Annotated in this window: 20 protein-coding genes; 10 read left to right on the forward strand and 10 right to left on the reverse strand. The window is 63.9% G+C overall.

The window, feature by feature from the left end:
* Positions 1-25 precede the first annotated feature (25 nt).
* The 3 genes from secF to RHPLAN_RS18575 are packed head-to-tail and all read left to right on the forward strand — an operon-like array spanning position 26 to position 2,213.
* Complete coding sequence (secF, locus tag RHPLAN_RS18565; protein WP_084245155.1) at positions 26-952, forward strand: protein translocase subunit SecF; 927 nt, start codon at positions 26-28, stop codon at positions 950-952.
* A 1-nt stretch (position 953) separates the two neighbouring features.
* Positions 954-1,340, forward strand: a complete 387-nt coding sequence (locus tag RHPLAN_RS18570; RefSeq protein ID WP_068020650.1) for an Mth938-like domain-containing protein — start codon at positions 954-956, stop codon at positions 1,338-1,340.
* A 21-nt stretch (positions 1,341-1,361) separates the two neighbouring features.
* Positions 1,362-2,213 carry a phytoene/squalene synthase family protein gene (locus RHPLAN_RS18575; protein ID WP_068020652.1) on the forward strand — a complete coding sequence of 284 codons (852 nt, stop codon included), beginning with the start codon at positions 1,362-1,364 and terminating at the stop codon, positions 2,211-2,213.
* Here the strand turns inward: RHPLAN_RS18575 and trmFO are convergent, their stop codons facing one another.
* Positions 2,214-3,626 carry a methylenetetrahydrofolate--tRNA-(uracil(54)-C(5))-methyltransferase (FADH(2)-oxidizing) TrmFO gene (gene trmFO, locus RHPLAN_RS18580; protein ID WP_198165083.1) on the reverse strand — a complete coding sequence of 471 codons (1,413 nt, stop codon included), beginning with the start codon at positions 3,624-3,626 and terminating at the stop codon, positions 2,214-2,216.
* A gap of 103 nt (positions 3,627-3,729) precedes the next feature.
* On the opposite strand from trmFO, the gene modA reads away from it, so the two are divergent.
* Entirely contained in the window at positions 3,730-4,497 is a 768-nt protein-coding gene (modA, locus tag RHPLAN_RS18585; RefSeq protein WP_198165028.1) for a molybdate ABC transporter substrate-binding protein, read from the forward strand.
* 76 nt (positions 4,498-4,573) lie between these two features.
* Here modA and RHPLAN_RS38435 read toward each other — a convergent pair whose 3' ends face one another.
* Together RHPLAN_RS38435 and RHPLAN_RS18590 are read right to left on the reverse strand one after the other, a co-directional pair.
* Positions 4,574-4,729, reverse strand: a complete 156-nt coding sequence (locus RHPLAN_RS38435) for a DUF1127 domain-containing protein (protein ID WP_084245159.1) — start codon at positions 4,727-4,729, stop codon at positions 4,574-4,576.
* 295 nt (positions 4,730-5,024) lie between these two features.
* Positions 5,025-6,008 carry a Bug family tripartite tricarboxylate transporter substrate binding protein gene (locus RHPLAN_RS18590; RefSeq protein ID WP_068020658.1) on the reverse strand — a complete coding sequence of 328 codons (984 nt, stop codon included), beginning with the start codon at positions 6,006-6,008 and terminating at the stop codon, positions 5,025-5,027.
* Positions 6,009-6,151: 143 nt separating this feature from the next.
* On the opposite strand from RHPLAN_RS18590, the gene RHPLAN_RS18595 reads away from it, so the two are divergent.
* Complete coding sequence (locus tag RHPLAN_RS18595; RefSeq protein ID WP_335341069.1) at positions 6,152-7,177, forward strand: MFS transporter; 1,026 nt, start codon at positions 6,152-6,154, stop codon at positions 7,175-7,177.
* Positions 7,177-7,359 carry a hypothetical protein gene (locus tag RHPLAN_RS40950; protein ID WP_335341070.1) on the forward strand — a complete coding sequence of 61 codons (183 nt, stop codon included), beginning with the start codon at positions 7,177-7,179 and terminating at the stop codon, positions 7,357-7,359. Before RHPLAN_RS18595 ends, RHPLAN_RS40950 begins: the two co-directional genes overlap by 1 nt.
* Here the strand turns inward: RHPLAN_RS40950 and RHPLAN_RS18600 are convergent, their stop codons facing one another.
* Positions 7,360-8,331, reverse strand: coding sequence for a tripartite tricarboxylate transporter substrate binding protein (locus RHPLAN_RS18600; RefSeq protein ID WP_068020660.1), 972 nt, complete (start codon positions 8,329-8,331; stop codon positions 7,360-7,362).
* 98 nt (positions 8,332-8,429) lie between these two features.
* On the opposite strand from RHPLAN_RS18600, the gene RHPLAN_RS18605 reads away from it, so the two are divergent.
* Positions 8,430-9,506, forward strand: a complete 1,077-nt coding sequence (locus tag RHPLAN_RS18605; RefSeq protein ID WP_157100338.1) for an Ntn hydrolase family protein — start codon at positions 8,430-8,432, stop codon at positions 9,504-9,506.
* Between the two features lie 161 nt (positions 9,507-9,667).
* Here the strand turns inward: RHPLAN_RS18605 and RHPLAN_RS18610 are convergent, their stop codons facing one another.
* Positions 9,668-9,991 carry a DUF6295 family protein gene (locus tag RHPLAN_RS18610; protein ID WP_068020664.1) on the reverse strand — a complete coding sequence of 108 codons (324 nt, stop codon included), beginning with the start codon at positions 9,989-9,991 and terminating at the stop codon, positions 9,668-9,670.
* 20 nt (positions 9,992-10,011) lie between these two features.
* Positions 10,012-10,761 (reverse strand): dienelactone hydrolase family protein, encoded by a 750-nt coding sequence (locus RHPLAN_RS18615; RefSeq protein WP_068031463.1) that lies wholly within the window; start codon positions 10,759-10,761, stop codon positions 10,012-10,014.
* Between the two features lie 114 nt (positions 10,762-10,875).
* On the opposite strand from RHPLAN_RS18615, the gene RHPLAN_RS18620 reads away from it, so the two are divergent.
* Complete coding sequence (locus RHPLAN_RS18620) at positions 10,876-11,580, forward strand: haloacid dehalogenase type II (RefSeq protein ID WP_068020666.1); 705 nt, start codon at positions 10,876-10,878, stop codon at positions 11,578-11,580.
* 6 nt (positions 11,581-11,586) lie between these two features.
* Here the strand turns inward: RHPLAN_RS18620 and RHPLAN_RS18625 are convergent, their stop codons facing one another.
* Together RHPLAN_RS18625 and RHPLAN_RS18630 are read right to left on the reverse strand one after the other, a co-directional pair.
* Positions 11,587-12,474, reverse strand: coding sequence for a DUF2189 domain-containing protein (locus tag RHPLAN_RS18625; protein ID WP_068020668.1), 888 nt, complete (start codon positions 12,472-12,474; stop codon positions 11,587-11,589).
* Positions 12,475-12,614: 140 nt separating this feature from the next.
* Positions 12,615-13,622: an ABC transporter substrate-binding protein gene (locus RHPLAN_RS18630; protein WP_157100339.1), complete on the reverse strand. Its 1,008-nt coding sequence runs from the start codon at positions 13,620-13,622 to the stop codon at positions 12,615-12,617.
* A gap of 235 nt (positions 13,623-13,857) precedes the next feature.
* Here RHPLAN_RS18630 and msrQ point away from each other — a divergent pair, with 235 nt between their 5' ends.
* Positions 13,858-14,742 (forward strand): protein-methionine-sulfoxide reductase heme-binding subunit MsrQ, encoded by an 885-nt coding sequence (msrQ, locus tag RHPLAN_RS18635; protein WP_068020672.1) that lies wholly within the window; start codon positions 13,858-13,860, stop codon positions 14,740-14,742.
* On the opposite strand, the gene RHPLAN_RS18640 is transcribed toward msrQ, so the two are convergent.
* Positions 14,739-15,584 (reverse strand): PPK2 family polyphosphate kinase, encoded by an 846-nt coding sequence (locus RHPLAN_RS18640; protein ID WP_157100341.1) that lies wholly within the window; start codon positions 15,582-15,584, stop codon positions 14,739-14,741. The genes msrQ and RHPLAN_RS18640 overlap by 4 nt on opposite strands.
* A gap of 20 nt (positions 15,585-15,604) precedes the next feature.
* Positions 15,605-15,880 carry a GNAT family N-acetyltransferase gene (locus RHPLAN_RS18645; RefSeq protein ID WP_068020675.1) on the reverse strand — a complete coding sequence of 92 codons (276 nt, stop codon included), beginning with the start codon at positions 15,878-15,880 and terminating at the stop codon, positions 15,605-15,607.
* Positions 15,881-15,965: 85 nt separating this feature from the next.
* On the opposite strand from RHPLAN_RS18645, the gene RHPLAN_RS18650 reads away from it, so the two are divergent.
* Positions 15,966-16,835: a hypothetical protein gene (locus tag RHPLAN_RS18650; protein WP_157100342.1), complete on the forward strand. Its 870-nt coding sequence runs from the start codon at positions 15,966-15,968 to the stop codon at positions 16,833-16,835.
* Positions 16,836-16,841 lie beyond the last annotated feature (6 nt).

The following is a 16,841-nucleotide window of genomic DNA, read 5'->3' on the forward strand; positions in this document are numbered from 1 at the left end:
TCGAACTTTGGGATTTTAAGCGCCCATGCGCCTTCTTCGCATCGTACCCGATGACACCAAGTTCGATTTCATGCGCTTCCGGCGCATCAGCTTCCCAGTGTCGGCGCTGCTGTCGATCCTCGCGATCACGCTCTATTTCGTGCACGGCCTGAATTTCGGCATCGACTTCGTCGGCGGCACTTTGATGGAGGTGCAGAACAAGGCTGGGCCAGCCGATCTCGCCAAGATGCGCTCGACGCTCGGCGGGCTCGGCGTCGGCGAGGTGCAGCTGCAACAGTTCGGCGGCCCGAGCGACGTGCTCATCCGCCTCGCTCAGCAGCCCGGCGGCGAGAACGCGCAGCAGGCTGCGGTCGAAAAGGTGCGCGCCGCGCTCGGCGACACCGTCGAGTACCGGCGTCTCGAAGTAGTCGGCCCGCGTGTCTCGACCGAGTTCCTCACCAGCGGCACGCTCGGCCTGATGCTCGCGATCATCGCGATCTTGATCTATCTCTGGTTCCGGTTCGAATGGCAGTTCGCGCTCGGCGCCATGATCGCCAACGTCCACGATCTGGTGCTGACCATCGGCTTCATGTCGGTGACGCAGATCGACTTCGACCTCACCAGCATCGCGGCGCTGCTGACGATCTTGGGCTACTCGCTGAACGACACCATCGTCATCTACGACCGAATCCGCGAGATGCTGCGCCGCTACAAGCGGCTGAGCATGGCGGACCTGCTCAACATCTCGGTCAACGCCACGCTGTCGCGCTCGATCATCACCCACGTCACCGTGACGCTCGCGCTGCTCGCGTTGCTGACCTTCGGCGGCCAGGCGATCCACAGCTTCACGGCGACCATGATGTTCGGCGTGGTGCTGGTCGGCACCTACACCTCGGTGTTCATCGCGGCGCCGATCCTGATCTATCTCGGGGTGGGAACCAGCCGCGACACCGGCCAGAAGGACGAAGGCTGAAGTGGCCGCGGCCGCGCCCGACCGGCCGCATCTGCCCCGCCGCGTGCCGATCGAGGGCTACGGCAAGGGCGGATTCAGCTTCGGCGACATGTCGCATCGCGGCTCGCTGCTGTGCCTGCCGAGCGGCGTCTGGGCTTGGCCCGTGACGGCACCCAACGAGATCACCGAGCAGTCGCTGGCGCAGGTGTTTGCCGAGGCGGACGAAATCGGCCTGTTTTTGCTTGGCTTCGGCAAGGACCGCTGGATCATGCCGGACACGCTCTCGGGTCGCTTTCGCGCGCTGAAGATCAACGTCGAGGCTTCGCGCACCGGCACGGCGGTGAGCACCTACAACATTCTGCTGGGAGAAGGCCGCCGAGTTGCCGCGGGCTTCATCGCGGTGGATTGAGAATCTCGCTACGTTGCCGATATGGCCGATGCGTTCGATCATTGCGAGGCGCTGGTGCGCGAAGGCGACAAGGATCGCTTCCTCGCGACGCTTTTTGTTCCAGCCAAATATAGGCGTCCGCTTCACGCGCTCTACGCCTTTAATCTCGAGGTGGCGCGCACGCGCGAGTTGGCCCGCGAGCCGATGCCCGGTGAAATCCGGCTGCAGTGGTGGCGCGAAGTTCTGGGCGGCATGGGCCGCGGCGACATCGACGCGCATCCGGTGGCGGCAGCGCTCCGCAGCACCGTAGTGCGTTATCGATTGCCGCCGCTGGCGCTGACCGGCTTGATCGATGCCCGCGCGTTCGATCTCTATGACGAGCCGATGGCAAGCCTCGACGATCTGGAGCGCTACGCGAAAGAGACGTCCTCGGTGCTGATCGAGCTTGCGGCGCGTATCCTCCGCGACGGCCGCGATCCGGAGATCGCCGAGGCGGCGGAGCACGCCGGCATCGCCTATGCGGTCGTAGGGCTCATCAAGGCGCTGCCGATCCATGCGTCGCGCGGCCAGCTGTATCTGCCGGCCGACCTGATGCACCGTCACAATGCGCAGACCAACGATGTTTTCGCCGGCAAAGCGACCTCTGAGCTTCGCGCCGTGCTTGCTGAATTGCGGCTCCGCGCACGGCAGCATCTCACCTCAGTGCGGGAAAACCTGAGCGCGGTGCCGGCCGAAGTCCTGCCGGCGCTTTTGCCGGTTGCCTTGGTGCGGCCCGCGCTCGGCCGCATGGAACGGCGAAGCTATCAGCCGTTCGCACCGTCGGAGCTGCCGCAATGGCGACGGCAATGGACGCTGTGGCTTGCGGCGCGCCGCAGCCTGCGCAAGGCGTTCTGACTATTCGGCGGCGGCCCGTGCGCCGCCGATCCACTGGTCGAGATCGGTCAGGGCTCGCGCGGTCATCGCGCGTTTCTTGGCGACCGTCTTGGCGGGGCCTTTCAGGCGCGTGCCGTCGGGCGCCTTGGTTGGAATCTGCTTCAGCGGCGGGAACAGCCCGAAGTTGACGTTCATCGGCTGATACGAGCGCGGCCCGGAATCGATGGTGTCGATGTGGTCGCCGGTGATGTAGCTGAGCAACGCGCCATGCGCCGTGGTCTTCGGGGGCAGCAGAAACGTCTCGCCGCGCCGTTCGGCCGCGGCGAAGCGCCCGGCCATGAGGCCGACCGCGGCGGACTCGACATAGCCCTCGCTCCCGGTGATCTGGCCCGCAAAGCGGAGCCGCGGCGCGCTTTTCAGGCGCAGCGTTTCGTCGAGCAACTTCGGCGAATTCAGGAAGGTGTTGCGATGCAGGCCGCCAAGGCGGGCGAACTCGGCGCGCTCCAGTGCCGGAATGGTGCGGAACACGCGGGTCTGCTCGCCATGCTTCAGCTTGGTCTGGAAGCCGACCATGTTGAACAGCGTGCCGAGCTTGTTGTCCTGGCGAAGCTGCACGATGGCGTAGGCCTTGACCTGCGGATTGTGCGGATTGGTGAGGCCCACGGGCTTCATCGGTCCGTGCCGCAGGGTCTCGACGCCGCGCTCGGCCATCACCTCGATCGGCAGGCAGCCATCGAAATAGGGCGTGGACTTTTCCCACTCGTGGAATTGCGTCTTGTCGCCCGCGATCAGCGCCGCGACGAAGGCCTCGTACTGCGTGCGGTCCATCGGGCAGTTGATGTAGTCGGCGCCCGAGCCGCCAGGGCCGGCCTTGTCGTAGCGCGACTGGAACCACGCCACGTTCATGTCGATGCTATCGCGATGCACGATCGGCGCGATCGCGTCGAAGAACGCGAGCGAGCTTTCGCCGGTCATGGCGCCGACCGACTGCGCCAGCGCCGGCGAGGTGAGGGGGCCGGTCGCGACGATCACGCTGTCCCACGCTTCCGGCAATTCCGCGATTTCCTCGCGCACGATCTCGATCAGCGGATGGCCTTCGATCGCCGCGGTGATGGCCGCCGAAAAGCCGTCGCGGTCGACCGCGAGCGCCCCGCCGGCCGGCACCTGGTTGCCGTCCGCGGCCCGCATCACCAGCGAATTGAGCCGCCGCATCTCCTCGTGGAGGAGCCCGACCGCGTTGGTCTCCCGGTCATCGGAACGCAGCGAATTGGAACAGACCAACTCGGCGAGGCCGTCGGTGCGGTGGGCGTCGGTCTGCCGCACTGGCCGCATCTCGTGCAGCACCACCGGCACGCCTAGGCTGGCGACCTGCCAGGCCGCCTCGGAGCCCGACAGCCCGCCGCCGATGATGTGAATGGGTGATGACATGTCGATTACCTAAGCGGGCTACGCCGGGCCGACAATGCATTTGTTGGGATTGAGGATGGGTCCCCAATCCTGCATTCTCCGCCCCGATCGCAGTTCCTTGGAGGCGACGATGAAGCGCAGCAGCGGGCTCCTGGTCGGAGCCATATTTGGGATGGTGGGGATCATGGCGCAGCCGGCATCAGCAGCCGAAATCAAGGTGCTCACCACCGGTGCGTTCAAGCAGGTCCTGCTGGCGCTGGTGCCGGAATACGAGAAGGCGACCGGCAACAAGGTCGTGGTCGACAACGGCACCGTCGGCCAGCTTCAGAAGCGGGTCGACGACGGCGAGGCCTTCGATGTGCTGGTGCTCTCGCCCAAGGGCATCGATGACTACATCAAGTCCGGCAAGATCGCGGCGGGCAGCAATGCGCGGGTCGGCAAGGTCGGCGTCGGCGTGATGGTGAAGGAGGGCGCTCCGAAGCCGGACATCGGCACGGTCGACGCGTTCAAGCAGGCGCTGCTGAAGGCCAAGACCGTGGGCTACATCGATCCGGCAAGCGGCGGCTCGAGCGGCATCTACGTGGCGGACCTCCTGGTGAAGCTCGGCATTGCCGACCACATCAAGCCGAAGGCCAAGCTCCAGAAGGGCGGCCACGTGTCGGACCTGGTCAAAGCGGGCGAGGCCGAGATCGGCATCCACCAGATCGGTGAGATCATCGGCCAGCCCGGCGTGACCCTGGTCGGGCCGCTGCCGGCCGAGATCCAGAACTACACGGTCTATGCGGTTGGCGTCGGCGCCCATGCCAAGGAGGCCGAAGCCGCCAAGGCCTTCATCAAGGTGCTGACCGGGCCGTCGGCGGCCTCCGTGCTCAAATCCAAGGGCCTGGAAGGCGCCTGAGCGGCGGCCTGAGAGGGTGCCAAATACGAAAGCGCCCGCCGTGGGGCGGGCGCTGTCTGATGGGGCTCTGAGCGGATTAGTGCTCGGAGCTTTCCCAGGCCACGCGGGGGATGTCACCCCGGGTGATACCGATGTCGGCAAGCTCGCGATCGCCGAGCCGGTTGAGCTCGCGAAGGCTGTCGTTGTAGCGGCGCCACTGCCGATAGACGCCTAACAGGTGAGTCAGCAACATTGTCGTTAATCCTTTGAAAGGACCGGATGATTCCGTCCTTCATTGCGTGGAATACATAATACTGAGTGGGTTCCGGCGGAAGCGCATTTGTTGCGACGCAGCAATGATTTAAGCGCATGCCGTAGGAAATAACTGGTTAAGGGAAGGAATTTTGACCCTCGGATTAGAATAATGTTTCTTCCAGGCGGTCGAATTTAACACGAAAATTTGCAGTGCAAAACAACATCTTCGCTGCTGCGAGATGACAGCAGGGAGCCGGCCCAATCCATGGCTTGGGAAGCGGAAAACCAGGCTTTCAATCGTATTTGATGCCGGTTTCCTTCAGCACCCGCGACCAGCGGTCGGCCTCCTCGCGGATGAAGCCGCCGAACTCCGCCGGGCTCTTGATCACCGGAAAGGCGCCAGCCCGTTCCGATTTCTCCCGGATGGCCGGGTCGGTCAGGATCTCGGCGACCTTGCGCTGGAGCTTGTCGATAACCGGCTTGGGCGTGCCTTTGGGCGCGACGAGCCCCAGCCAGACCGACATGTCCTCCAGGCCGGGCAAGCCGGCCGCGTCCGCCAGCGTTGGAACATCGGCTATCGAGGCGGGTGCGACCCGATCGAGCCGTGCCAGCGCCCGTACCCTGCCACCGTCAATCAGCGGGCCCACGGTGACCTGCGATGCATAGATGAGGTCGACGCTGCCGGTCAGCAAGCCGTTGGTGGTTTCCGGCGTGCCCTTGAAGGGCACATAGACGATGTCGAGGCCCGCGGCCTTGTGAAAGCGCCAGCCCATGAGCTGCGCCGTGATCGTGCCGGCGCCGTAGTTGAGCTTGCCCGGCGCGGCCTTGGCCTTCGCAATCAGGTCCCGCACCGATTGCGGTCCGGTTTGCGCCGACACCGCCAGCACCGAGATGGTCTTGGTCGTGGTGGTGATCGGCGCGAAGTCGTTGATCGGATCGTAGGGCAGCGACTTGTAGAGAAACTGGTTCATCACCAGCGTGGAGTCGATCGCCATCAGCAGCGTGTAGCCATCGGGTGCTGCCTTGGCCACGGCTTGCGCGCCGATCACGGTGTTGCCGCCCGGCCGGTTGTCGACGATGACCGGCTGGCCCCAATCCTCGTTCATCCGCTGCGCCACGATCCGCGCCGTGACGTCGGCGGGCCCGCCGGCCGGGAAGGGCACGACGATGTGGATGGCGCGGTTTGGATAGTCCTTGGCGGACTCGGGACTGACGGTCTGCGCGTGCGCGGCCACCGAGACCGAAAGCGACAGCAGGGCAGCCGTAAACACGCGCATCGCATCCTCCCTGATGTCGCCAATTCCGGCGGCCTTTGCACGAAGCTTAGCAGCGGTCCGTGGGCGCTGTCGTGTCGCGCGAGAGCAGGGCTGCGAATTTGGGGTGGCGTAAACTGCGTCAGGGCGGGCAAATTCGTCGGTCGATGCAAGCCTCGCGCCCCGTCACCGTCACAGCACTCGGTATCGCCCAGATTCTCGGCTGGGGAACGTCGTTCTATTTCCCTGCAGTGCTCGCGCCGCCGATCGTTGCTGACACCGGTTGGCCATTGTCATGGGTCGTCAGCGGCACTTCGGTCGGTCTCTTGATGGCCGGCCTGATTGCCCCGAAGGTCGGCAGCATCATCGATCGGCACGGCGGCCGGCCTGTGCTCGCGGTCTCATCGCTGCTCTACGCCGCAGGCCTGAGCTGCATCGGTCTCGCGCCAAGTTTGCCGTTCTACCTGCTTGGATGGATTCTGCTGGGCGGCGGCATGGGCACAGGCCTCTACGACGCCGTGTTCGCGGCCCTCGGCAAGCTCTATGGCAAGGATGCGCGCGCACCCATCACGAACCTGACGCTGTTCGGCGGTTTCGCCTCGACCGTGTGCTGGCCGTTGAGCGCGTTTCTCGCTGAAACATTCGGCTGGCGGAGCGCTTGTCTGGCGTATGCAGCCCTGCATCTGATCATCTGCCTGCCGTTGCAGATGTCGGTGATGCCACCGTTGGCGCAATCGCCGTTCAGCGAGCCGGGTCCTGTGGAGGCTGTGGGTGCCGTGGCGGCCGAACGTTCCGCAGGCACATCGCCCGGCAACGATTGGCCGATCCTGCTGTTGCTCGCCTCGATCCTCACGATTTCCGCAGCCATTGGCTCCATCATGATCGTGCACATGATGGTTTTTCTTCAGGAGCGCGGAGCGAGCTTTGCCTTCGCGATCACTCTTGGCACGCTGTTCGGGCCTGCTCAGGTGGGGGCGCGAGTGATCGAGCGGCTGTTCGGCGCGAACTACCATCCGATCTGGACCATGATGGCGTCCTGCACGGCGATGCTGGTCGGCCTGACGATGCTAGTTGGCGGTCTGCCGCTGCTGTGGCTCACCATCCTGGTCTATGGCGGCGGTTATGGCATCATGTGGATCGCGCGGGCACATTGCCGCTCGCACTGTTTGGCCCAAAACGGTACGCGACGCTGATGGGGCGATTGGCGTTTCCGAGTCTGATCGCGCAGGCACTGGCGCCATCGGCAGGCGCGCTGCTGATCGAGCGACAGGGTGCGGACGCGACGATGGCGGTGCTGACCGTCTTCGCCGCGCTCAACGTTGTTTTGATCGCCGTGTTGTGGGCGATGTGCCGCTCGCAGCACGCGCGGGAATGATTATTGCGTCGTAAGTCCGGCGCTCTTGGCGACCCGCGCCCATTTCGCCACTTCGTTCTTGAACCGTGTCGCGAATTCCTCCGGCGAACTGCCCACCGGAATGGCGCCCTCGCGGAGAATGCGCGCCTCGACCTCGGGCGTCTTGAGCATCGCGACGATTTCCCGATTGAGACGGCCGACGATTTCCTTTGGTGTTCCGGCCGGCACGAACACGCCCTGCCACGAGCTGATCTCGTAGTCCGGATAGCCGAGCTCGGCGATGGTCGGCACATCGGGCAGATCGGGCAGCCGCTTTTCGGTTGTGACCGCGAGCGCCCGCAGCGCGCCGGATCGCACGTGCTGCAAGGTCGAGGCGGTCAGCGCGAAATGCGATTTGACGTGGCCGCCGAGCAGCGCATTGAGCACCTCGGCATTGCCCTTGAACGGCACATGCACGAGCTTCGATCCGGTCATGGCGTTGAACATCTCGGCCGCCAGATGCGTCGAGGTGCCAGGGCCGGACGAGGCGTAATCGAGACCGGCCGGCTGCGCTTTGGAATACGCGATGAACTCCTTGACGTTGGTCACCGGCAGTGACGGGTGAACCACCAGCATCAACGGGATCGAGGCGAGTTCGCTGATCGCCACGAAATCGTTGAGAGCATCGTAGGGCTGCTTTTGCAGGCTGGCATTGATCGCAAAGGCGATGGTGGTGACCAGCAGCGTGTGGCCGTCGGGCGGCGCCTTCGCCACCAGGCTCGTGCCGATCGTGCTGCCGCCGCCCGGGCGGTTGCTGACGATCGCGGGGAACGACCAACTGTCGGTCAGGCGTTGCGCGATCAGCCGCGCCACCGTGTCGGTGGTGCCTCCAGCCACGAAGGGAACCACCAATTCGATCGGCCGATTGGGATAGGTTTCCGCGGAGCAGGGCTCGCCGGCCGCCCGCAGCAATAGCAAAAGCGCCATGCAGGCGTGCGCCGCGATCCTCTGCATTTCCTTCCTTTGGCCGCTTTTATTGGAATTGATTGAATCCTAGTCTCCCCCTTGTTCTTCCGGCAAGTCATTGTGCAAGTCGTTGTGTGGGAGTTCTCGTGACGCCAAGCCTGCCGTCCATTCCTGTGATCGATGCCCGCGACGGCGGAGCGCTCCAGCATGCCCGCGAAGGCCGCATCCGGGCGCGTGGATTGCGCGACACCTGCGTCAGCTGGTTGCCGGCGCCGGCGCGCGCCGCGATGCCGTTGCTCGATCGCATGGCGCGGCGCTGGCTCAAACGCTCGCAGTCGCCCTATGTCTTGGAGATCGAGGCCATTGCGGTGGCGCTGGGCTTTCCCGGTATCTGGTTCCTCAACGGCTCCTACCAGTGGTCCTGCACGGCGCTGGCGCGCGAGGAGGCCGGCGTGCCGTGGCTCGCCCGCACACTCGACTGGCCGTTCCCAGGGCTCGGCCGCTATGTCGAGATCGCGCGGATGCCGGGTGCGGCTGGCGAGTTCTTCAGCGTGACATGGCCCGGCTATGTCGGCGTGTTGAGCGGGCTCGCGCCGGGCCGGTTCGGCGCTTCGATCAACCAGGGCCCGCTGCGGCGTCGCACGCATATGCGCCTGCTGCGCCCGCTGGACTTTGCGCTGAACGGGCTCGGCACGCTGCTGTGGCAGCGCTCCATCCCGCCCGATCAGTTGCTGCGCTTCGTGTTCGAGGAGGCCTCCGACTATCACGAAGCCAAGCGGATGCTCGAGGTGACCCCGATCGCACGGCCGGTGATCTTCACGCTCGTCGGGTGCCACAAGGGCGAGCGCTGCGTCATCGAGCGCACCGAGAACGATTTCACGACGCGTATCGACGACTTCGGCGCGGCGAACGACTGGCTGGAACCGCAGTCCGGCTGGGAAGGGCGGATCAGCGCCAATCAGATGCTGACCACGAGTTACAAGCAGGCGACCGCCAAGAGCGTGGCGCGCCGGCAAGGGCTCGCCTCGTTCAAAGGCTCGTTCGTGCGCGACAGCTTCAGCTGGGTCGCGCCGCCGGTGCTCAATCCCTACACGCGCATGGCGCTGGAGATGTGCCCGGCGAGCGGCGTATTGCGCGTCGTGGGCTATGAGCGGCAAGACGGCGCGCTGCCGACGCCGGCGACGTTGCCCTGCGAGGTCGAGGCCGAGCGGCTGCCGGCGTGAGGTTTGAGCGCGATTTGGTTGGATCGAAAGCTATTGCGGCGTCGGTCGTGAACTCCCTCTCCCCAGCGGGGAGAGGGTCGGGGTGAGGGGGCTTAACTGTCTCGATAAACCGTGTCGACCTATCCCCATGGGAGAGGTGAAGAAGCTGTTGCACGACCGATTCAAAACAGCGCCGCGACCTCCGTCTTCGAGCCGGCCAGCGAGCATTTCGCATCGACCGCCTTGCCATGCGCGTCGTCGCCGCTCGCGAGCGCAGCCTTGATCTTTTCGATCAATTCCAGCGCCGACTCTCGCGAGATTTCGATGGCGACGCGCTCACGTCCGCCGTCGGCCTCGCAGATGAAGTCGACGCACAGTGCGTGATCGAGTTGGGCCTCGTAAGGATGGTCGTAATAGACGTTGGCGGTATCGACCTTCATCCATTCGCTGCCCGGTCCCTTGGCGGTGCCATAGAGCTTGGCCTTTTCCACGATGTAAGAGCACATGACGTTTCTCCGGTGCGGGATCAGCCGAGGTGCTTCTTGAAGAAGGCAAAGACCTTCTTCCAGCCGTCGGCGGCCTGGTCGCCGCGATAGGCGGGCGCGCGGCCGTAGTTGAAGAAGGCGTGACCGGCGCCGTCATAGCGGTGGAATTCATACGTCTTGCCGAGCTTCTTCAGTGCCGCTTCGGTGCGGTTGACCTGATCGGCGTTTGGGTTCTCGTCGTCGTTGCCGAACAGGCCGAGCAGGGGCGCGGTCATCTTGTCGGTGAGATCGATCGGCGCGACCGGTCGCTTGGCGTTGAGCGCCTTGGGATCGTCGACAACCACGTTGCCGCCCCAGCAGTCGACCAGCGCGTCGATGCCTTTGAGCCTGCAGCCCGCGAGGTAAGTGTGGCGGCCACCGGAGCAGAAGCCGATCACCCCGACCTTACCGTTGGAGTTGGGCTGCGCGCGCAGATACTTCATGCAGCCTTCGACGTCACCCACCACGGTGTCGTCGGGCACGCCGCCGGCCGCGCGCACGCGGGCGCCGAGATCGTCCGGGCTGCCGGTGCCTTCGCGGAAGTAGAGGTGAGGCGAGATCGCCGCGTAGCCGTGATGGGCGAGTTTGCGCGTGGTCTCGATGATCCACTCGTCCCATCCGGGCATATGCATGATGACGACCACGCCGCCGACCTTGGCGTTGCCGGTCGGCCGCGCGTAATAGGCATCGCCCTTGTCGCCGTTGTATCCCTGGAACGAAACGGTTTCCGCGATCAAGCTTGGATACGACACGCCATCCTCCTCGTTCTGATTTTTGACGGGCGAACTATAGCAACGCCCCAAACGGCTGATAGGCCCTCGACAAACCCGATCCGAACGACATCATGGGCGATCCGGGAGAACTGAATGCAGCCGCCCAAAGCCTGTTTCTTCGACGTGTTCGGAACGTTGGTCGATTGGCGCACCAGCATTGCCCGCGAGGCCGAGGCAATTCTGAAACCGCTCGGCCATCGGCTCGATTGGCTGGCTTTCGCGGAAGCGTGGCGCGGCGAATATCAGCCGGCGATGGAGGAAATCCGCAGCGGCCGGCTGCCATTCTGCCGGCTCGACATTCTGCACCGGCACAATCTCGAGAACATTCTGCCGCGCTTCAATGTTTCCGGCCTGTCCGAGGACACCAAGCGGCATCTCAATCTCGCCTGGCACCGGCTGGACGCGTGGCCGGATTCGGCAGCCGGCCTGAAGCGGCTCAAGGCACGCTGCCTGATTGCGCCAGTGTCGAACGGCAACATCTCGCTGATGGTCGATCTTGCCCGGCGCAATGGCTTCCCGTGGGACGCGATCCTCGGCTCGGAGATTGCCGGCGACTTCAAGCCCAAGCCGCGGGTCTATCTCGCGGCCTGCGAGGCGTTCGATCTCGCTCCGTCAGACTGCATGATGATCGCAGCCCATTCCAACGATCTGTCGCATGCGGCGAAAAACGGGCTTCGCACCGGCCACATCGCGCGCCCCAACGAACATGGGCCCGGCAAGGGCGAGTCCGGGCCCAAAATTCAGGTCGATGTGGCTGGCCGCGATCTCGAAGACCTCGCGGCCAAGCTCGGTCTGTGACGGCCGTCAGTCCTCGGATCGCTTGAACAGCGACACCGGGAACTGCGCGGCGTAGTGCTTTCCCGGCGGCCGCGGCAGGAATTCGGCGCGCGGGCTTTGATCGGCGACCACGGCTTTGCGGTAGAGGTGCCAGGTCGCATGGCCGAGCACCGGCAACACCACCGCGAGACCAAGGAACAGCGGGATCGTCCCGATGATGAGCAACGCCGCGACGATCAGGCCCCACAGGGCCATGGTCGTCGGGTTTTTTACGATGACGCGGAGCGACGTCAGCATCGCGCCCGCCGCGCCGACGTCGCGGTCGAGCAGCAGCGGGAACGACACCGCGCTGATGAGATACGCGCCGATCGCAAACACCAGGCCGACGATGTTGCCGACCACGATCAGGCTCCAGCCGGCGCGGGTGAAGAACAGGTCGTGGACGAACTGACTGATCGAGGCCGGGGAACCGTAGCCGAAGTAAGTCGTGTAGATGGCATTCGCGGTCGCCATCCAGGCCAGGAAGATCACCGCCAGCATCAGGCCGAGTGCGACGATGGCGCCGAGCGAAGGCGAGCGCAGCACCTCGAACGCATCGGTGGCGGAAGGCTCGAGACCGGCTTCGCGTCGCCGGCTCAGTTCATAAAGGCCAAGCGCGGCAACCGGTCCGAGCAGGGCGAAGCCTGCGGCGGCAGGGAACAGCAGTGGCACGAAGGCATAGCCGAGCGTGAGCGCCGCCGCGAGAATGCCGATGACCGGATAGATCACGCACAGGAACACGGCGTGACTTGGCATCGCGGAAAAATCATGCCAGCCCGCTTCCAGTGCGTCGGCGAGATCGCCCGGCGAAATGCTGCGGACCGTGGGCGCGGCTGCGTGTTCGCTCGCGCCCACGAGAATATGAGAGGATGCCATTGCCGTACCTCCTTGCGTTAGAGCAAAGCGGCCGCGACATCGTCAGGCTGGGGGCAGGAAGTTGGCCGCCGACCCCCGGCGCCGCGACCTCATGTTAAGAACAACAAATCTCAGACTCCCGGTTTGGTTCCGTTATTCCGTCAATGCCGCCGTTTGGCCGCTTCGTCGACCAGGCTGAGATCGGCAAATTTGCCGACCTCGAGCGTGTCCTTGATAAAACCGAGCTCTTTGACCTTATCGACGCTCGACTGCACCACCTTGAGATCGGGTTTGGCGTCCATGTCGCGATAGAAGTCGCGCTTGGTGAAGATCCAGCTGTCGAAACCTGCCGCCGGCCGCTTCAGATAGCCCGCGACGATCGCCACCGCCTGCTCGCGGTTCTTCGGATCGTAGTACCAGCGCAGCGCTGAGCTGGTGTCTTCCAAGAGATCAACGAGCGCGGCGCGGTTCTTATCGATGAAGCCCTTGCGCGCTGCCCAGAACGACAGCGCGATACTGCCGATGCCGGTTTGAGTGTTGAACAAGGGTTTGGCGAATTCGTTCAATTCCGGATCAAATGAGAATGGCAGCACGCCGACCACGAGGTCGGCCTTCTTCTCTTTGAGGATCGCCTTGTGGGTCGGGAAGGGCGCCTCGATCACCGTGTAGTCGCGCTTCGCCTCCAGGCCGGCTTTGCTCAACGCCGAGCGCATCGCGATATCGACGCCGCTGCCGAGCCCGTTGGTGGCGATCACCTTGCCCTTCATGTCGGCGATCTTCTCGATGCCGGAGTCTTTCCGCACGAAGTATTGCGTCGCGTAGTAGCCCGGTGCGCCGTCGATGATCTCGTCGGCGATGATGCGAAGGTCGGAGAGGCCGCCGTTTTGAATCGCCAGCGGGAAGCTCGTATAGCCGAACGCGGCGATATCGATCTCGCCCTGGCTGATCGCGGTGATCTGCAGTGTCGACGAGCCGAAGTTGAGGGGCTCGAACGTGTACGACTTGCCGAGATGTTTGGCCGCGCCGGGCGCGAGGAACAACAGCGGCACCATGGAAGCCGGCGCCGTGATCCAGCCGACGCGGACTTTCACCGGCTCGGCCCTCGCAGGGAGGACGGCCGCGAGTACGATCGCGAATATGAGCGGGATGCCCAAACGCGCAGCGCGCATCGAATCCTCCCGGCACTTCGTTGTTCGATAGAAGGCTACCACCGGCGTGCCTGCCGGAAAAGCCGCGCGCTTTGCCGCGTTGCAACCGATCACAAAGCCGTCATTTCGGCCCGCTCAATTCATAGCAAAGCGTTATTGGCGCGCTCGCGCCGGCCGTGTTACGCGCTTTTCAATGAGCGAGGCGACCACATCCATACAAGGCGCGATGCCCGGATCTGCGGCGACAAGGCCCGCCGTGCCGGGTCGCAAGCGGTTGAAGGCGCCTTGGCAGCTCTGGCTCGATTCGGCCGGGCGTGTTTCGCCGCTCCGCATCGCGGCGCTGTTGTTCCTTCTCGTACCGGTCGCCATCGCGACCTACGATTTGAACACCGAAGGCTTCGGCGCCCGGCCGCTCAACAACGTCATCCACCGCACCGGCTTTTGGGCGCTTATCTTTCTCCTGGTGTCGCTTGCGATCACGCCGCTGCGGCGGATCGGCCGCTTCGGCCAATTGCTCGACGTGCGCCGGATGATCGGCGTCGGCGCCTTCGTCTACGCGGCGACGCATATCTCGCTCTACATCGCCGATCAGATGTTCGATCTGTGGAAGGTCGCAAGCGAGATCGCGCTGCGGCTTTACCTGACCATCGGCTTTGCCGCGCTGCTCGGCCTGGCTGTGCTCGCGATCACCTCGACCGACGGCATGGTGCGCAGGCTCGGCGGCAAGCGCTGGCAAACGCTGCACAATGTGGTCTACGGCATCGCGCTGCTCGCGCTGATCCATTTCTTTCAGCAAACCAAGGCCGATGTGTCGGTGCCGACTTTCGTTGCAGGGCTGTTCGGCTGGATGATGGGCTATCGGCTGCTGATCCGGTTCAAGACGGCACGTGGCGAATTGCCGGCTTGGAAGCTTTTGGTGCTTTCAGTCGCGATTGCGGCGCTGACCTTTGCAGCGGAAGCGATCGGCATCGGGCTCGTGTTCAACGTCTCGCCGCTTCGCGTGCTCGGCACCGCATTCGACTTCGACGATCTGACGTCGATCCGGCCCGGCTGGCTGGTGCTAGGCGCAGGCTTGATCGTGGTTGCGATCGACCTGATCCGCGCCCGTTTCGGACCGCGCCGCGGCCGCGCGGCGGCCTAATCGATCACGAAACTCTTGGGATCCCAGGGCGGCTTGGGATATTTGGGGTCCATCTCTTCCAGCGTTGTGCGGATGATCGCGGCGATGGCCGCGTTGCGCGCCCATTTGCGGTCGGCCGGGATGACGTACCAGGGCGCGGAGCGCGTCGAGCAGCGATCCAGCATGATCTCGTAGGCTGCCATGTACTCATCCCAATGCTTGCGGTCTTCGAGATCGTCCGCGTTGAATTTCCAGCGGCTTTTCTTTTCGTCGAGCCGCGCCTGCAAACGCTCTCCTTGTTCCTTTTTCGAGATGTGCAGCATGAATTTGAGAACGACGATGCCGTTCTCGGCGAGGATTTTCTCGAAGGCGTTGATCTGATCGTAGCGCGCCTCGATCTCGTCCTTGGGAGCGAGTTTGCGCACCCGGCCCACCAGAACATCCTCGTAGTGCGAACGGTTGAATACCCCGATGAAGCCCTTCTCGGGCGCTGCGATATGCGCGCGCCACAGAAAATCATGCGCGGCTTCGACCTCGCTTGGCCGCCGGAATGGCTTCACCACGACGCCGAGTGGGCTCGTCTCTTTGAAGACGTGCCGGATGGTGCCGTCCTTGCCGGCGGTGTCGATGCCTTGCAGCACAACGAGCAGCGCACGCTTGCGCTCGGCGTAAAGCTTGTCCTGCAGCTTGTCGATGATCTCGCCGTCCTTGACGCTCTGCTTCTCGGCTTCGTCACGGTCGGGAAACAGCATGAGATCGCCAGGATCGCGCTGGCTCAGGTCCGAGGGGCTGCCGGGTGAAACGCGAAAGCGTTTCCAGACGTCTTTGGTCATCTTGTTTTGGGCCGTTTTGCTTTGGGCCATTTTGTTTCGGGCCATGAGCCTCAAGCCAGCAGGTCGTTGAACTCTGGATGCCGCGCCATGTAGGCCGAAACGAACGAGCAGCGCGGCACGACCTTCAGCCCCTCGGCGCGGGCGGCTTCCAGCGCACCGCGGATGAGCCGCGATGCGACGCCTTGGCCCTGAAGGCGGTAGGGCGTCTCGGTGTGGGTGAAAATCATGACGCCCGGCTCGCGCCTGTAGTAAGCGACCGCGAGTTCACCGTCGGCATCTATTTCAAACCGGCTTTCCGCCTTGTTATCGCGAATCTCGTCGGGCATGTTTGTCTCGTGATTTTAGAACGACCATCTATAGCTCAAAAGCCAAATTGTCGGGTTGAAAATGAAAATTCTATGGATTGCATTGTTGTTTCTATTTCCTTCGGTCGCCGCTGCTGCGTCTCTTGAGCAGAGCTATCTCGCAGCCCGCGATGCCCAGATCCGTAAGGTCGCCGCCGCTGAGAAGAAGGGCGCCGATACCGATCGCGTCGACAAAATTCAGGAAAAGGCTTTGGCCGAGCTGCAGAAGCAGCTCGCACAGATCATCGGGGCGTCCAAGCTGTCCGTACCCGGCATCAAAGCCACGCCGAAAATCAATATCGAGGCGCTGTCCGACAAGGATCAAGGCTTCGACATGCTCGACGGGCTGGCGTATGCATCCGAGGACTACAAGACCCGGGTGGTTGTCACCACCGAAGGTCTGCTCAAGGCCTGGATGCTTCGCCATCGCAAACCAGGCGACCGCAAAATGTCCCAAGACCCAGCCCAAGACCTAGCCAAGGTGCTGGCGTCCGAGGAGTTCTACACTCAGGCGGTGAACTCGGATGCGACGCTGTCGAAATATGCCGAGCTGCCGATCAAGAAGCCGGCAGCAGCGAGCACCGCCTACGCCATGTACGGCGGCTGGGCTCAGGATGACGGGCCGTGGGAGCCGGAGGAATTGGTCATCTCGGTGATCCAAGGTGGCAAGCTCTACGTGGTGCGCGTTCCGGCGAGCACCAAGCTCGGGCCATTCGCGGCTTGCCAGGCGGTCTGGGATAAGGCGGACCGCAAAGCTAACGAAGTCTACGAGCGCGCTCCAAGCAAGCCCAAAGTCGTGCCGGACACGTCGAAGATCCGTGAGCAGGGCGCCGCGGCCTTCCGCCGCTGCTTTGCCGAGCATGCGCCCAAGGAAAAAGGCTTTGCGGGCCTTGTCCGGCAAGCTCAGACGATTGTCGATGGGCTGCCCGTCCAATGACGCGTC

The organism is Rhodoplanes sp. Z2-YC6860 (assembly GCF_001579845.1).
Lineage (GTDB): Bacteria > Pseudomonadota > Alphaproteobacteria > Rhizobiales > Xanthobacteraceae > Z2-YC6860.

Excerpts from the sequence above, each read along its gene's own strand:
- RHPLAN_RS18640 (WP_157100341.1), bottom strand. The coding sequence starts at position 15,584 with ATGGCCCAAAGCAAAACGGCCCAAAACAAGATGACCAAAGACGTCTGG.
- modA (WP_198165028.1), top strand. The coding sequence starts at position 3,730 with ATGAAGCGCAGCAGCGGGCTCCTGGTCGGAGCCATATTTGGGATGGTG.
- RHPLAN_RS18610 (WP_068020664.1), bottom strand. The coding sequence starts at position 9,991 with ATGTGCTCTTACATCGTGGAAAAGGCCAAGCTCTATGGCACCGCCAAG.
- RHPLAN_RS18590 (WP_068020658.1), bottom strand. The coding sequence starts at position 6,008 with ATGCGCGTGTTTACGGCTGCCCTGCTGTCGCTTTCGGTCTCGGTGGCC.
- RHPLAN_RS40950 (WP_335341070.1), top strand. The coding sequence starts at position 7,177 with ATGGGGCGATTGGCGTTTCCGAGTCTGATCGCGCAGGCACTGGCGCCA.
- RHPLAN_RS38435 (WP_084245159.1), bottom strand. The coding sequence starts at position 4,729 with ATGTTGCTGACTCACCTGTTAGGCGTCTATCGGCAGTGGCGCCGCTAC.
- RHPLAN_RS18575 (WP_068020652.1), top strand. The coding sequence starts at position 1,362 with ATGGCCGATGCGTTCGATCATTGCGAGGCGCTGGTGCGCGAAGGCGAC.
- RHPLAN_RS18620 (WP_068020666.1), top strand. The coding sequence starts at position 10,876 with ATGCAGCCGCCCAAAGCCTGTTTCTTCGACGTGTTCGGAACGTTGGTC.
- RHPLAN_RS18595 (WP_335341069.1), top strand. The coding sequence starts at position 6,152 with ATGCAAGCCTCGCGCCCCGTCACCGTCACAGCACTCGGTATCGCCCAG.
- RHPLAN_RS18600 (WP_068020660.1), bottom strand. The coding sequence starts at position 8,331 with ATGCAGAGGATCGCGGCGCACGCCTGCATGGCGCTTTTGCTATTGCTG.
- secF (WP_084245155.1), top strand. The coding sequence starts at position 26 with ATGCGCCTTCTTCGCATCGTACCCGATGACACCAAGTTCGATTTCATG.
- RHPLAN_RS18630 (WP_157100339.1), bottom strand. The coding sequence starts at position 13,622 with ATGCGCGCTGCGCGTTTGGGCATCCCGCTCATATTCGCGATCGTACTC.
- RHPLAN_RS18625 (WP_068020668.1), bottom strand. The coding sequence starts at position 12,474 with ATGGCATCCTCTCATATTCTCGTGGGCGCGAGCGAACACGCAGCCGCG.
- RHPLAN_RS18645 (WP_068020675.1), bottom strand. The coding sequence starts at position 15,880 with ATGCCCGACGAGATTCGCGATAACAAGGCGGAAAGCCGGTTTGAAATA.